Source organism: Kribbella jejuensis (assembly GCF_006715085.1).
Taxonomy (GTDB): Bacteria; Actinomycetota; Actinomycetes; order Propionibacteriales; family Kribbellaceae; genus Kribbella; species Kribbella jejuensis.
In genome coordinates this window covers 3,039,153-3,052,536 of sequence record NZ_VFMM01000001.1, presented here as the reverse complement: position 1 = coordinate 3,052,536, position 13,384 = coordinate 3,039,153, and the positions used below count along the sequence as shown (strand labels likewise).

Genomic DNA, 13,384 nt, shown 5'->3' with positions numbered 1-13,384 from the left:
GTCACTGGCATGGCGCAGTCAGACCCCGAGCCCGCCCCGGCCGCCGAACCCGACGAGCCGACGGTCTCGACGACCGCCGCCGACCCGACGACCGCCGCCGACCCGCCGACCGCCGGCGACCCGGCGACCGCTGTGGGCCCGACGACCGCTGCGGGCCCGGCGGCTTCGAAGGCCGGGTCGGAGCCGGAGCCGGAGGATCCGGCCGAGCGGGCCCGCCGGACGGTCCGCACCTTCGAGTGGTCCTGCGCCTGGCTGACGCTGCTGGCCGGTGCGTTCGTGGTCTCCGGGATGGTCCAGAACGACAAGAAGTTCACCGGCCTCGCCTGGCTCGGCGCGATCGCCGTCATCCTCTGCGTACTCGCCCTCATCGCGCTGTACGTCGGCTGCGCGAAGGACAAGGTCACGCTGCGCACGCGGGTCGGCCCGGTCGACCTGTTCCAGGCCAGCACCGTGCTCGTCGTCATCGCGGTGATCTGCGGCCTCGCCGTACCGACCGACAACCACTCGGCCCTCTCGCTGGCGCTGCCGTGGGCGTTGACGTACTGGATCTACGGTATGAAGCCGCCGGCGGAGTCGACGCCTACGACTTGAGGTGCGCGCGGAGGTAGTCGAGGTCGGCCTTCTGCCCGTTGTCCGCGTTCGGCGTCTCGACCACGACCGGGGCGCCGGCGGCCTCGATCACCGCGACGATGTCGGCCGGGTCGATGTGACCCTCCTCGAAGTTGCTGTGCCGGTCCGCGCCGGAACCGAACTCGTCGCGGGACCCGTTCGCGTGCACCAGGTCGATCCGCCCGGTGATCGCCAGCACCCGTTCGACGATCGTCGGCAGCTCCTCGCCGGCCGCGTGGAAGTGGCAGGTGTCCAGGCAGAAGCCGACGTTCTCCAGACGGTCATTGCCGGACGCCTGCACCGCCTCCCAGAGCCGCGCGATCCGGTCGAGCTGGCGGGCCATCGCGTTCTCCCCGCCGGCGGTGTTCTCGATCAGCAACGGCACCGGGAGCTCCGCCCGCTCGATGCATTTGCGCCAGTTGTCGAACCCGGCCTCGGGATCGTCGTCGTCGCCGACGTGCCCGCCGTGCACGATCACGCCCTTGACGTCGATCTCGGCCGCCTTGTCCAGCGTCTGCTGCAGCAGCTTGCGGCTCGGGATCCGGATCCGGTTGTTCGTGTTCGCCACGTTCAACCGGTACGGCGCGTGCACGTACAGATCCACGCCCGCCTCGGCCGCCCGCTCCTTGAGCGCGTCCTCGCCATCGGCATACGCAAGCTTGGGCGCCTTGTAGTCCTGCGGATTCCCCAGGAAGAACTGCACCAGATCAGCGCCCCGATCAGCAGCCTCTGCCAACGGGTCTTCCTGGTCCACATGCGCACCAAGCTTCACAGTCATGACATCCACCCTAGATCCGCCCACGGACAGTTCACGAACCCCAGCCGGCGGAGCGGGTCACCTGGCGTTCGTTGGTGGCCGGCTGGACGGGGCGGCCTTCGAACTCGGTGGAGAGAACGATGTGGGTGTTCATTTCGCCGTGTTCGCCGAGGCGTTCGAAGAGGGCTTCCAGGTGGTGCATGTCGGTGACTCGGACGCGGAGCATCGAGCAGGAGTTGCCGCTGAGCTTGTGGATCTCCAGGACCTCGGGGAAGTCTTCGGCGCGGGTTGTCTTGAGCAGGCAGCGGCCGGTCGTGCAGCGCATCTGGACGAAGGCGGACAGCGGCTGGCCGGCGCGGGCGGGGTCCACCTCGGCGCGGTAGCCCGTGATGACGCCTGCCTCTTCGAGTCGGCGTACCCGGTCGGCGACGGCCGGTGGGGACAGGTTGACGCGCTTGCCGAGCTGGTTGAAGGAGAGGCGGCCGTCGGACTGCAGCGCGGCCAGGATCTGCCAGTCGGTGGAGTCGAGTTCACGCTCATGAAAGGTCATATCGCCAGAACACCTTTCAGATCGCTCCTCGGCAAGCCCTCAGACCTTTGGTTCTGCCTTCATTGGATCGTGGCGGCTTTCTAGCGTTGTTGGCATGCTGATCCCCGTCGTTCTCGCAGCCGCCTTGATGAACGCCGCGATTGTCGCCGCCAGCGCAGTCAGCGCGATCCTGATCGCCGACGACCTCGGCCCGGCGCTGGCCGGCTTACCCAACACCGCGGGCGTACTAGGCACCGCCGCAGGCGCAGTACTGGTCGGACGCTGGACGTCCCGCGCCAGCAGAGCCCAGGCGCTCAAGATGGGGTACGGCGTTGGCGTAGCCGGCGGGGCGCTCACCGTCCTCGCCGCTGTCGGCGCACCGGTCGCTTTGCTTTTCGCAGGCATGTTCCTACTAGGCGCGGGCAACGCAGCCAGCCTCCTCTCCCGCTACGCCGCCGCTGACGTCGCACCTGCAGCTAAACGGTCGCAGGCAATGAGCACAGTCGTTTGGGCCAGCACACTCGGCGCCGCCGGCGGACCGTTCCTCATGGCGCCCTCCCAGTCGGCCGCATCCAGCGTTGGCCTCCCGGCGATTGCAGGTCCGTTCCTGCTGGCCTTGGCCGCAGTGTTCTCCGCACTGATCGCCTCGACGTACATCCGCCGTACCAAAGCCACCGACGCACCCCAGGGGCCCACAGCAACCAGCAGGCGGCCCGTGCTCTTGGCTGCGGGCGTCATGATCGTCGGCCAACTGGTGATGGTCTCGGTGATGACAGCCGTCCCGGTCCATACCCATCTGCACCACGACGGCCTAGGCGTTCTCGGCGTGATGCTGTCTGCCCACACGCTGGGGATGTTCGCCCTGTCGCCGCTGACCGGTTGGCTGATCGACCGCTTCGGTTCGCGAGTCGTGATGCTCGCCGGACTGACCGGCCTCCTCGCGGCCGCCGTACTGGTCACCCGCGCCGGCCTCGTCTTCACCCCGGCCCTCTTCCTCCTCGGCTACGCCTGGAACCTCTGCTACCTCAGCGGCAGCGCCCAACTCGGCGCGACCGCGCTCGAGAGCCGCGTCGAGTCCGCGATCTGGGGCGTTTCCGCCCTCGCCACCGCAACCTCACCGTGGCTGTTCACGCTCGGCGGCTTCCCGATCCTGGCCGCGGTAGCACTCGTCCTCGCCGTACCGTTGGTGGTGCTCGTACTCCGCCAGCGCGAACGGATCGTCATCACCTGCTGACGTAGAGTCACCGAATAAGCCTGTGGATATGGTCAAGTCGGCGTCCGGACGCTGGTACTCTTTTGGTTGTGGCCCGGTCCATCGACCGGGCTCATTGCTTGGCGTCGGCGGCAATTGCCGGCGTGCAGCACACCGCATCGCCCTCCTGCCACGGAGAGACCGTGGCCGCCAAGTCCGAAGGAGGTGGAGTTCGCGCATGCGTCGTTACGAAGTCATGGTGATCCTCGACCCGGAGCTCGATGAGCGCACCGTGGAGCCGTCCATCGACCAGTACCTGAACATCGTCCGCAAGGAAGGTGGCACGGTCGAGAAGCTCGACATCTGGGGCCGTCGGAAGCTTGCCTATGACGTGAAGAAGAAGTCCGAAGGCATCTATGCCGTCGTCGACCTGACCGCCGAGCCGGCGGTCGTGAAGGAGCTCGACCGTCAGCTCACGCTGAACGAGTCGATCCTGCGCACCAAGGTCATCCGGCCGGACCAGCACTGACCCTGGGGTCGTCAGCAGCCATCGGTACTGTCGGCTCCAGCCGATACCAATAGCTGTAGACGCAGCCACACCCGATAGCAGGAGGAACGGCAATGGCAGGCGAACCACCCATCACCCTGATCGGAAACCTCACGGGTGATCCCGAACTGCGCTTCACGCCCTCTGGTGCCGCGGTGGCGAATTTCACCATCGCTTCCACCCCGCGGACGCTGGACCGGCAGAGCAACGAGTGGAAGGACGGGGAGACCCTCTTCATCTCGTGTTCGGTGTGGCGGCAGGTCGCCGAGAACGTTGCCGAGTCACTCACCCGCGGTTCCCGGGTCGTCGTGCACGGGCGCCTGAAGGCGCGCAGCTACGACGACCGCGACGGGAACAAGCGCACCGTCTTCGAGTGTGACGTCGAGGAGATCGGCGCCAGCATGCGGTACGCGACGCTGAAGATCTCCAAGACCTCGCGCTCCGACGGCGGTGGCGGCGGTGGCTTCGGTGGTGGCGGCAACCAGGGTGGCGGCAACCAGGGTGGCGGTGGTTACCAGGGTGGCGGCAACCAAGGCGGCGGCTACGGCGGCGGCCAAGGTGGCGGCAACCAGCAGAACGACCCCTGGGCCACCCCGCAGGGCGGCGGTCAGTCCGCCCAGCAGAACGACCCCTGGGCCAGCCAGGGCGGCGGCTCGATGGAGGAGCCTCCGTTCTGATCGGCCCGCAATTCATCATCAGTCAGTGACCATTCCGGCAACTCTGCCGGGCTCTGGAAGTAGGAAGAGAGCACCACAATGGCCAAGATCGTTCGGAAGCCGAAGAAGAAGATCTGCGGCTTCTGCAAGGACAAGGCGACGTACGTCGATTACAAGGACACCGCGCTGCTGCGGAAGTTCATCTCGGACCGCGGCAAGATCCGCGCCCGCCGGGTGACCGGGAACTGCGTGCAGCACCAGCGCGACGTGGCCACCGCTATCAAGAACGCTCGTGAGGTGGCTCTGCTGCCGTACACGAGCACGGCTCGCTGAGGGAGGCGCGGACCATGAAGCTCATCCTGTCTCAGGAGGTCGAGGGCCTCGGGGCTCCCGGCGACATCGTCGAGGTCAAGGACGGCTACGGCCGGAACTACCTCGTCCCGCGCGGCCTGGCGATCGGCTGGACCCGCGGTGCGGAGAAGCAGATCGTCACGATCAAGCGGGCGCGTGACGCCCGGGCGATCCAGGGCAAGGAGCACGCGAGCGAGGTCAAGAATCAGCTCGAGCAGCTCGCCGTCAAGCTGGACGTCAAGGCCGGCGACACCGGCCGGCTGTTCGGTTCGGTGACCCCGGCCGACATCGCCGCCGCCATCAAGGCCGCCGGCGGCCCCCTGGTCGAGAAGCGCGCGATCGCGATCGCGTCCCCGATCAAGACCACCGGCAAGCACCAGGTCTCAGTCCAGCTCCACCCCGAGGTAGCCGCCACGGTCCGCCTCGAGGTAGCAGCCAACTGATCCCACCCCCCAAACGGCCCGCGCTCCCCACCAGGGACCGCGGGCCTTCGCCGTATCACCCCGCCTGCAGCCCAGCCGACCCCGGCCCAGCCCGAGCCCAGCCGGGTCAGCCAGGCGCAGCGCCAGTCAGCCGGAGTCAGCCGGAGTCAGTTCGAGTGCAGCCCGGGGCAATGCGGGTCAGCCCGGAGTGGAGCTCCGGTCAGCCCGGGTCAGCCCGAGTGGAGCTGCGGTCGGGCGCGGGTCAGCTCCGGTGAGCCGCGGTCACCCGGGTCGGCATGAGTGCAGCGGTGTCAGCGCGAGTGCAGCCAGAGTGGCCGGAGTGCAGTCCGGTGCAGCGCGGGTCAGCTCGAGCGGAGCTCCGGTCGGATTGGGTCAGCGCCGGTCAGCTGCGGTCACCCGGGGTCAGTCCGAGTGCAGCCTGGGGCAGCCCATCAGCCTGGGGCGGCTCGGGAGGAGACGACCGGGGTCAGCCGGGGTATTGGACGGGGGCGGGCCATTTGACTGGTTGGGGTTCTGAGGCTTGGCCGAACTTGTCTGGTGGGTCGACGGTGGGCCAGGCGGTTGGCTGTGGTTCGCTGTCCTCCGCGAGCGCCTGTGCCGACGGAGCCAGCAGCACACCAACTGCTGCCAGCGCCGCCAACACCCGCCCCATCCCGCGCCGGCCAATCACACCAACTCCGAGCCACCCACTCACACCAGTTCCGAGCCGTCCGCTCGCGGCTGCTCCGGGCCGTGTGGTCATGTTGACTGCGCGGTGGGGGGTCATTTGCGGTCCAGGGCGTAGAGGACTGAGTTGTAGACGATGATGGCGTGGGTGCCTGCGATGCCCCAGGGGCGGGTGACGGCGGTGAGCGGGTACTGCTTCCAGTTCGACGAGATGGCGACGGTTTTGCTTTCCAGGGTGCCGTAGATGAAGCCGCCGGCCAGTGAGAGCGGCCTGAAGCCGGGGAGCATGTGGATCTTCCGGCTGGACATGTTGATCAGGCACTCACCCCAGGCGGCGGACTTGCGGGTCGGGTCCGGGACCCAGTCCCAGTCGTCGGTCCCGCCCTCCTGCTGGGTCTGGCACACCGCGACCAGCTTGCCGCTGGCCGACGAGTGCACCACCGGGATGACCTGAGTCGGGTCCTTCGCGAGGGTCCAAAGCACCAAGACATAGTCGGGGCTGGCGGCAACGACCTGCTTGACCTCCCCGGCCCCGCCCGGCTTCTCCAGCGTCAGCTCCGCCATCGGCTTGTCCGGCTGCGCCCAGTAGATCGGCGTGTCGTACCGCGAGACCAGCACGCGGTCGCCCTCGGCGAGCAGGATGGTCGACAGCCGCGGGATCTCCGGGATCGCCTTGAGTACGCCGCCCGAGATCACCATCGCGCCCGCCTGGTCTCCCAGCATGATCAACGGCGACTTGCCGAAGAACTGTACGGTGGCGCCGTCGGGCAGCTCGATCTCCTTGGCCATCGCGCCGTCGCCCTCCCAGTAGTACAGCGTGTCCTGGGTGGTGATCGCGAGTACGACCTTGGAGTCGATCGTGGTGTAGACCGGGCTGTCCGCGTCCTTCGGAACCTTGTCCTGCCAGAGCACCTTGCCCCCGGCATCGAATACGACGACCTTCTTGTTCGACGAGTCCGGGTCCTGCACGAGGATCGCGACCTCGGTGCCGTCCGGCCGGATCGCCGGCGTACTGTCCTTGGCGATGTCGACGGTCCAGTCCGCGTGCGCGGTGTACCCCGGCGGCTGCGTCTTCGGAGGGAAGTCGTCGCTTTGGACCTTGGGCTCCGGGAGCGACGGCAGCTTCGGTGACACGGTCGCCACCGGCCGGTGGTCGCCCAGCTTGCTGAAGACCGTCAGGTAGAGGATGGTCCCGCCGAGCAGTACGACGGCCACGACCATCGCCAGCACGATCGGCCAGATCGGCTTCTTCTTCCCGGCGTTGGTGTCGACCGCGTCGACCTGACCGTCCGGGTGCACGATCAGCGGCCAGGAGGCGCCGTCGGCCTCGACCGCGGTCACCTTCATCGGGCGGCCGAGCTGTGCGGCCTGCTCGGCGACCAGTTGGAGGGCGGCGGCCCGCGGATCCATGTTGTTGAGCGGGTGACTGCGGCCTGCGATCTTCACTTCGGCGTTGTGGTCGTCGTAGAGCCGAATCGTGACCTTGGGCCAGGAAGGGATCTTCTCAGCCACAGTGTCCTCTCATTCCCGCCACAGCTATCCCTCGCTCGTTCGGTTCCGGCGTCCTCGTTCTAGCATGTCCCCCGCACGAGGCATGCCAGGGATTCCGGGCAGGCAAACCACGCGGGCCCGGCGGCTCGACTGACCCCGACAAGGGGGTAGAAACATCCTCGCCTGTGGATGGGTCACGAAAGTACACCCGGAAAGCGAGAGAATACGGTGGGCGACAGCCTGTGACAGACCGCGAGAGGAGGGGCCATGACGCAGAACCCGTGGACACGAGATCAGTCTCCGGGTCCGCAGCAGCCGTCGGTCGGCCCCGGACCTCGGCCGGACCTCACCCCGCGGGGGCCGTCCGCCCCGCAGCACGGGGTGCCGGCGCCCGCGGAGGATCAGCGGCTGCCCAAGTTCGCGATTCCGGCGGCGGACACGTTGTGGTGGGTCGGGGTGCACGGTGGTGCCGGCGAGACCACGATGTCCACGCTGCTTCCGGGGACCCGGGCGGCCAACCATCGTTGGCCGATCCCACCACCGCCGGTGCCGACGCCGGTGATCCTGGTCGCCCGGACCCACGGGTCCGGTCTGCGCGCCGCGCAGCGAGCCGCGATCGAGTGGGCCTCGGGAGTCGTGCAGGGGGTCGCCGTGCTCGGCCTGGTGCTGATCGCGGACGCCCCGGGCCGGTTGCCGCGGGTTCTCGACGACTTCGCCGACATCGTCGGGGGAGGTGTCCCGCGGGTCTGGGACATTCCGTGGATCGAGGAGTGGCGCCGAGGGGAGGCTCCCACGCCTGACAACACTCCGGACGAGGTTTTCGAAGTACTTGAATCCATCTACGCACTTCGCGCGTCAAACCCAGCGGACTACCCCGCCCCGTACTGAAAGGCGTTACCACCATGATGTTGCTCCACCACCTCGCCACCGAGCTGCCGAATGTGCTGCCGGTCGAGGCCCCTCTGCCCGACCCGGTCAAGAACGGCCTGGACACGGTCGTCAGCTGGGTCAAGTACATCGCGTACATCGTCTGCGGTCTGGGCATCATCATCGCCGGCGGCATGATGGCGATCGGCCAGCGTCGCGGTGAGGGTGGCGAGCACGCCGCTCGGCTGGGCTGGGTGCTGGCCGCCTGCATCGTGATCGGTGCGGCGACGGCGCTCGTCGACGCGCTGAAGTGACGGTCTCCCGACCCGTACCGACCGCCCTGGGAGGCTGATCGTAGGTGGGACTGTTCAGCAGGGACCCCGACTCCGACGAGGACACCGACGGAACCGCGCTGCTCCAGCAGCGCGGTTTCGTTGCCGGCGCGATCGTCGTCGTGGCCTTGATCCTCTGTCTCGTGGTGTTCCTGGTGCTGCGCGGCGGATCGGGTTCGCCCTCGGCCACGCCGAGCCGGACCCCGAGTACGGACGCGCCCACTGGACAACCCACCGACGTACCCACCGACGAGCCGAGTGGACCGCCCGCCACCCCGGACCCGACCGCGACGTCGACGACCCCGCGGGTGACGCCGCCGCCGGCCAACAACACCGTCGGCGGCTGCCACGTCGCCAAGCCCTCGCAGGCGATCCCGCGGTACTACGCACCGACGGCGGTGACGTGGCAGTTCGAGGGGAACATGCTGATCCCGCTGCAGGTGGCCGGCGGTCCCGCGGCGACCAGGCCGAACGGCGTCAAGTACTGCTTCGCGCACTCGCCGACCGGTGCCGTGCTCGCGGCGATGGTCCTGCTCGGCCAGGTGCAGAACCGGTCGATCGCGCTCGACGTACTCAACGAGCGCGTGGTTCCCGGGCCCGGCCAGCTCAAAGCGATCGCTCAGACGAAGGCCGACCTGGCCACGCCGGCGGACACCACCGACGTGCAGTTCGTCGGTTTCAAGGTGGTCTCCTATCCCTCGGACGGCTCGCAGGCGATCATCCAGATCGCGTCCCAGCTGGGTGACCAGGGCGTCGGCGCCCTGCTCGTCACCATGCAGTGGTACAAGGGCGACTGGCGTGCGGTGCTGCAGGACGACGGAAGCTTCAACGGAACGGTCGAGCCGGACATCCTGTCCTCGCTCAACGGCTACGTAAGGTTCAGTGGTTCCTCATGATCGCGCTCGGATGCTCGTGGTGGCCGGGGGACTGGAAGGACTGTGTCGCGAAGTACGTGGGCGAGGCGGTCCGCTGGTTCGTCGGCACGCTCTTCGACAAGCTGTTCGAGGCTGTCCGCGACATCGTCCTCACGGCCGTCGCGAACGTGATCAAGGCGGTCGGCTTCCTCTGGATCTACCTCGCGACCCCGAACGTCGACGCGAACGGCCCGGCCAGCTGGGTCCAGGCCCACACGTACTTCATCGTCGTCGCGGTCGGCGGGATCGCGGTGATGGTGGGTGCCATGCAGATGGCGTTCACGCACCGCGGCGAGCCGCTGCGCGACATCCTGAAGTCACTGCTCACGCTGCTCGTCGTGTCGGGGGGCGGCGCCACCTTCGCGGCCACCTTGATCACGGCGTCCGACAGTTTCTCGAAGTGGATCATCGACTCGGCCCTGCTGCCGAGCAACGGCGACTGCCACGGCGACAAGGTCCCCGAGAGCGCCAAGCACGTCTGCTCGGATGCGGCGGTCTCCAAGCTCACCGAGGTACTGGTCAATCCGCTCAAGGGCCCGTCGGAGACCTTCGGCTTCATCCTGGTCATCTTCGTCGGAATCCTGATGGTGATCACGGCGATCATCCAGTTGGCGCTGATGATCGTGCGCTACGGGATGCTCGTGCTGCTGGTCGGCATGCTGCCGCTGACCGCGGCCGCGACGAACACCGAGATGGGGATGATGTGGTTCAAGCGCGCACTGAGCTGGCTGGTCGGATTCATCATCTACAAACCCGTCGCGGCGCTGATCTACGCCGTCGCCATCCTCCTGATCGGCGGCGCGCCGAAGGTGGAGGGCGCCGCGCCGGGTACCTCGGAAACGCTCAGCATGGCGATGGGCATCACGCTCATGATCGTCGCGATCGTCGCGTTGCCGGCCATCCTGCGGTTCGTCTCACCGAAGACGTCCTGACATGATCGCGCTCGGCTGGATCGACATACTCAAAAAGGCGTTCCAGGCCGTCCTCGACGGCGCCGGAACCTTGATCGAGGGTCTGATCAAATTGGTCTTCGAACCGATTCTGACGGCGATCGCGAAGGCGGTCGGGCTCATCATGAGCACGATCGGAACCTTCTGGATCTACGTCAAGACACCGACCATCGGGAACACCACGACCGGGGAACCGGCCAGCGGCGCGGTCAGCTGGGTCTGGACGCACACCTCGTTCATCAGCCTTTCGATCGCCGCCATCGGTCTGATCGTCGGCTGCATGCAGATGGCCTGGACCCAGCGCGGCGAGTCCGCCCGGGAGTTGCTCAAGGCACTGATCACGCTCGCCGTCGCCAGCGCGTTCGTGATCGCGGTGGCCCAGGTGCTGATCGACTGGGGCGACCAGTTCTCGAACTGCATCGTCACCACGGCGCTCGCGCACGGCCAGCAGGGTTGGGTCTGCGCCGAGTTCGGCAAGATACCGCAAGGCCAAGGACAGGACTTCGGTACGGCGATGATCGCCCTGCTCGGGTTCGCCACGGTCGCGTCCGCGGGCGTGGGTAGTCCGCTCGGCATCGGGCTGCTGATCTGTATCGGGCTGCTGTGCATCATCGCCGGCGTGATCCAGATCGTGCTGATGATCGTCCGGACCGCGATGCTGATCCTGCTGCTCGGGGTGCTGCCGATCGCGGCGGCCGCGACCAACACCGAGATGGGCAAGGAATGGTTCAAGAAGATCCTGGCCTGGATCTTCGCCTTCATCCTGTACAAACCGGTGGCGGCGATCGTCTACGCCACCGCGATCCGGCTGACCACGAACAACGGCGATCTGTCCTTCAACCCCGACGGGGGTGTCGGGAACATGGTGATGAACGTGGTCACCGGTCTCACGATGCTGGTACTCGCGTTGTTCGCGCTGCCGGCGCTGATGCGGTTCATCGTGCCGATGGTCGCGGCGACCGCGGGCTCGGCCGGTGCCGGCATGATCGCGGCCCGGATGGCCGGGATGGACAAGCTCGGCGACCTGGCGAACAAGGGCGCCGATTCGGGCTCGGACAGCGGCAGTGGTGGCGGCGGCGACGGTCCGACCGGCGCGCAGAACGTCGGTCGGGCGCCGCACCAGGCGCCGAGCAGCGGCCCGAGTGGTGGCGCGCCTGGTGGGGAAGGCGCTGCGGCCGGCGGTGAAGGTGCGGCGGCCGGCGGAGCCGGTGGCGGTGCGGCAGGCGGTGCTGCGGGCGGTGCCGCAGGCGGCGGTGCAGCAGGTGGCGCCGCGGGTGGTGGTGCGGCTGCCGCCGCAGGGCCGGCCGCCGCTGTGGCTGCTCCGGTCGCGGTCGTCGCGATCGGGACGAAGATGACCAGCGACTTCGGCAAGACCGCCGGCGGCGAAACCATGGGTGAACCCGACACCGGTGGCGGCGGAGGTGGCGGTGGCGGTGGTGGTGGCGGTGGTGGTGGTGGCGGCGGTGGCGGCCCGACCGGCAGCACCCCGAACACTGCACAGAGCTCAAACGACGGTGGAGGCAACCAGCCGCCACCAGAACCGGACGGACCAAGTGGCAGCGGCTGAGAACGTACGACGCGCACCTCGCACCTACGGCAACTGGCGGCAGCCCGCCTCGGCGGGCATCGCCGGCCTGGGCATGCTCGGTACGGCCATCCTGATGGGTGGCCTGCTCCTGGTGGTCATCGCGACGATGTCCGGCGGTATCAAGGCCGCCTTCGTCACGCTGGTGATCGTCGGTATCGCGATCGGGCTGCTGATCACCAAGGACAAGCACGGGCAGTCGACGCTGCAACGGCTCTCGACCAGCATTGGATGGCAACGAGCAAAGATGGCTAAGCACAACCTGTACCGTTCCGGCCCGCTCGGCCGGACCGCCTGGGGCAAGTTCCAGCTCCCCGGTCTCGCCGCCGCCTCCCAGTTGAGCGAGTACCAGGACTCGTACGGGCGGCCGTTCGCGCTGCTGTTCTACCCGAGCACCCGGCACTTCACGGTCGTCATCAACGCCGAGCCCGACGGCGCGTCGCTGGTCGACGAGGAGCAGGTGGACATCTGGGTCGCGCACTGGGGCCAGTGGCTCGCATCGCTCGGCCACGAGCCGGGCATCGTCGCAGCCTCGGTGACGGTGGAGAGCGCGCCGGACACCGGTATCCGGCTGCGGCGCGAGGTCGGCAACAACATGATGGACAACACGCCGGCGATCGCTCGGGCGATGCTCACCGAGGTCGTGCAGACGTACCCGGAAGGCTCCGCGCTGGTGTCCGCCCGGGTCGCGCTGACCTTCAAGGGCACCGACCGCAGCGGCAAGCGGCGCAAGGAAGACGACATGGGCCGCGAGCTGGCGGCCCGGCTGCCCGCACTCACCCAGAGCCTGAACGCGACCGGTGCCGGCGCCGCCCGGCCGGTCAGCGCCCAGGAACTGTGCGAGGCGATCCGGATCGCGTACGACCCGGCATCGGCCGCGCTGATCGACGAGGCCCGCAGCCAGGGCATGCCGCCCGAGCTGCAGTGGACCGACGTCGGCCCGGCCGCTGCTCAGGCGTTCTGGGACAAGTACCGGCACGACTCGGCCTGGTCGATGACCTGGCAGATGTCGCAGGCGCCCCGCGGCGAGGTGTTCTCGTCGGTGCTGTCACAGCTGGTCGCGCCGCACCCCGACATCGACCGCAAGCGCGTCACGCTGCTCTACCGCCCGCTGGACGCCGGTACGGCGGCTCGCATGGTGGAGGCCGACAAGCGGAACGCGTCGTTCCGGGCGACCACATCGGCACGGCCGTCCGCGCGCAGCCTCGCCGAGGCCCGTGCCGCCGACCGGTCCGCGCAGGAGGAGGCCCGCGGCGCCGGTCTGGTCAACTTCGGCATGGTGGTGACCGGCACCGTGATGTCCGCGGAGCAGCTGCCGGACATGGTCGCGGCGATCGACAACCTCGGCGCCACCGCCCGCGTGCTGCTACGTCCGGCGTACGGCTCGCAGGATTCCGCGTTCGTCTCCGCGCTGCCGCTCGGCATCGTGGTCTCGAGCCATCTCGCGGTGCCGGCCGGCCTGCGGGAATCCCTATGATCGATCCGAGCGCAGTGA

15 protein-coding genes are annotated in these 13,384 nt (G+C 68.3%); 12 read left to right on the top strand and 3 right to left on the bottom strand.

Going from position 1 to position 13,384, the window contains the following annotated elements:
* Window positions 1–9 precede the first annotated feature (9 nt).
* The gene (locus FB475_RS15085) at window positions 10–591 is read left to right on the top strand and encodes a hypothetical protein (RefSeq protein ID WP_141856481.1); all 582 of its coding nucleotides are present in this window, start codon (window positions 10–12) and stop codon (window positions 589–591) included.
* Here FB475_RS15085 and FB475_RS15080 read toward each other — a convergent pair.
* Window positions 581–1,387, bottom strand: a complete 807-nt coding sequence (locus tag FB475_RS15080; RefSeq protein ID WP_141856478.1) for a deoxyribonuclease IV — start codon at window positions 1,385–1,387, stop codon at window positions 581–583. The genes FB475_RS15085 and FB475_RS15080 overlap by 11 nt on opposite strands.
* Window positions 1,388–1,418: 31 nt before the next feature.
* Window positions 1,419–1,916, bottom strand: coding sequence for an Lrp/AsnC family transcriptional regulator (locus FB475_RS15075; protein WP_141856476.1), 498 nt, complete (start codon window positions 1,914–1,916; stop codon window positions 1,419–1,421).
* A 94-nt stretch (window positions 1,917–2,010) separates the two neighbouring features.
* Here FB475_RS15075 and FB475_RS15070 point away from each other — a divergent pair, with 94 nt between their 5' ends.
* The 5 genes from FB475_RS15070 to rplI all read left to right on the top strand — a co-directional run bounded on the left by FB475_RS15070 (window position 2,011) and on the right by rplI (window position 5,084).
* Window positions 2,011–3,129 (top strand): MFS transporter, encoded by a 1,119-nt coding sequence (locus FB475_RS15070; protein ID WP_141856474.1) that lies wholly within the window; start codon window positions 2,011–2,013, stop codon window positions 3,127–3,129.
* Between the two features lie 196 nt (window positions 3,130–3,325).
* Window positions 3,326–3,616: a 30S ribosomal protein S6 gene (rpsF, locus tag FB475_RS15065; RefSeq protein ID WP_130386399.1), complete on the top strand. Its 291-nt coding sequence runs from the start codon at window positions 3,326–3,328 to the stop codon at window positions 3,614–3,616.
* 92 nt (window positions 3,617–3,708) lie between these two features.
* Complete coding sequence (locus FB475_RS15060; RefSeq protein WP_141856472.1) at window positions 3,709–4,311, top strand: single-stranded DNA-binding protein; 603 nt, start codon at window positions 3,709–3,711, stop codon at window positions 4,309–4,311.
* 78 nt (window positions 4,312–4,389) lie between these two features.
* Window positions 4,390–4,623 carry a 30S ribosomal protein S18 gene (rpsR, locus tag FB475_RS15055; protein ID WP_141856470.1) on the top strand — a complete coding sequence of 78 codons (234 nt, stop codon included), beginning with the start codon at window positions 4,390–4,392 and terminating at the stop codon, window positions 4,621–4,623.
* A 14-nt stretch (window positions 4,624–4,637) separates the two neighbouring features.
* Window positions 4,638–5,084: a 50S ribosomal protein L9 gene (gene rplI / locus FB475_RS15050; RefSeq protein WP_141856468.1), complete on the top strand. Its 447-nt coding sequence runs from the start codon at window positions 4,638–4,640 to the stop codon at window positions 5,082–5,084.
* A 762-nt stretch (window positions 5,085–5,846) separates the two neighbouring features.
* Here rplI and FB475_RS15045 read toward each other — a convergent pair.
* Entirely contained in the window at window positions 5,847–7,262 is a 1,416-nt protein-coding gene (locus FB475_RS15045; RefSeq protein WP_141856466.1) for a hypothetical protein, read from the bottom strand.
* Between the two features lie 246 nt (window positions 7,263–7,508).
* Here FB475_RS15045 and FB475_RS15040 point away from each other — a divergent pair, with 246 nt between their 5' ends.
* From FB475_RS15040 to FB475_RS15015, 6 genes are read left to right on the top strand one after another with little or no spacing between them, the layout of a single operon-like run.
* Window positions 7,509–8,129, top strand: a complete 621-nt coding sequence (locus FB475_RS15040) for a DUF6668 family protein (protein WP_141856463.1) — start codon at window positions 7,509–7,511, stop codon at window positions 8,127–8,129.
* Between the two features lie 14 nt (window positions 8,130–8,143).
* The gene (locus FB475_RS15035) at window positions 8,144–8,422 is read left to right on the top strand and encodes a TrbC/VirB2 family protein (protein WP_141856461.1); all 279 of its coding nucleotides are present in this window, start codon (window positions 8,144–8,146) and stop codon (window positions 8,420–8,422) included.
* Between the two features lie 44 nt (window positions 8,423–8,466).
* Window positions 8,467–9,336 carry a DUF8175 domain-containg protein gene (locus FB475_RS15030; RefSeq protein WP_141856459.1) on the top strand — a complete coding sequence of 290 codons (870 nt, stop codon included), beginning with the start codon at window positions 8,467–8,469 and terminating at the stop codon, window positions 9,334–9,336.
* Window positions 9,333–10,286 carry a TrbL/VirB6 family protein gene (locus FB475_RS15025; RefSeq protein ID WP_141856457.1) on the top strand — a complete coding sequence of 318 codons (954 nt, stop codon included), beginning with the start codon at window positions 9,333–9,335 and terminating at the stop codon, window positions 10,284–10,286. The genes FB475_RS15030 and FB475_RS15025 overlap by 4 nt, the downstream gene beginning before the upstream one ends.
* A gap of 1 nt (window position 10,287) precedes the next feature.
* Complete coding sequence (locus FB475_RS36770) at window positions 10,288–11,871, top strand: TrbL/VirB6 family protein (RefSeq protein ID WP_185759258.1); 1,584 nt, start codon at window positions 10,288–10,290, stop codon at window positions 11,869–11,871.
* Complete coding sequence (locus FB475_RS15015; RefSeq protein ID WP_185759257.1) at window positions 11,858–13,366, top strand: SCO6880 family protein; 1,509 nt, start codon at window positions 11,858–11,860, stop codon at window positions 13,364–13,366. Before FB475_RS36770 ends, FB475_RS15015 begins: the two co-directional genes overlap by 14 nt.
* Window positions 13,367–13,384: the final 18 nt, after the last annotated feature.

Bases quoted from the DNA above. Each gene is read 5' to 3' on its own strand.
- FB475_RS15085 (WP_141856481.1), top strand. From the start codon at position 10: ATGGCGCAGTCAGACCCCGAGCCCGCCCCGGCCGCCGAACCCGACGAG.
- FB475_RS15080 (WP_141856478.1), bottom strand. From the start codon at position 1,387: ATGACTGTGAAGCTTGGTGCGCATGTGGACCAGGAAGACCCGTTGGCA.
- FB475_RS15075 (WP_141856476.1), bottom strand. From the start codon at position 1,916: ATGACCTTTCATGAGCGTGAACTCGACTCCACCGACTGGCAGATCCTG.
- FB475_RS15070 (WP_141856474.1), top strand. From the start codon at position 2,011: ATGCTGATCCCCGTCGTTCTCGCAGCCGCCTTGATGAACGCCGCGATT.
- rpsF (WP_130386399.1), top strand. From the start codon at position 3,326: ATGCGTCGTTACGAAGTCATGGTGATCCTCGACCCGGAGCTCGATGAG.
- FB475_RS15060 (WP_141856472.1), top strand. From the start codon at position 3,709: ATGGCAGGCGAACCACCCATCACCCTGATCGGAAACCTCACGGGTGAT.
- rpsR (WP_141856470.1), top strand. From the start codon at position 4,390: ATGGCCAAGATCGTTCGGAAGCCGAAGAAGAAGATCTGCGGCTTCTGC.
- rplI (WP_141856468.1), top strand. From the start codon at position 4,638: ATGAAGCTCATCCTGTCTCAGGAGGTCGAGGGCCTCGGGGCTCCCGGC.
- FB475_RS15040 (WP_141856463.1), top strand. From the start codon at position 7,509: ATGACGCAGAACCCGTGGACACGAGATCAGTCTCCGGGTCCGCAGCAG.
- FB475_RS15035 (WP_141856461.1), top strand. From the start codon at position 8,144: ATGATGTTGCTCCACCACCTCGCCACCGAGCTGCCGAATGTGCTGCCG.
- FB475_RS15025 (WP_141856457.1), top strand. From the start codon at position 9,333: ATGATCGCGCTCGGATGCTCGTGGTGGCCGGGGGACTGGAAGGACTGT.
- FB475_RS36770 (WP_185759258.1), top strand. From the start codon at position 10,288: ATGATCGCGCTCGGCTGGATCGACATACTCAAAAAGGCGTTCCAGGCC.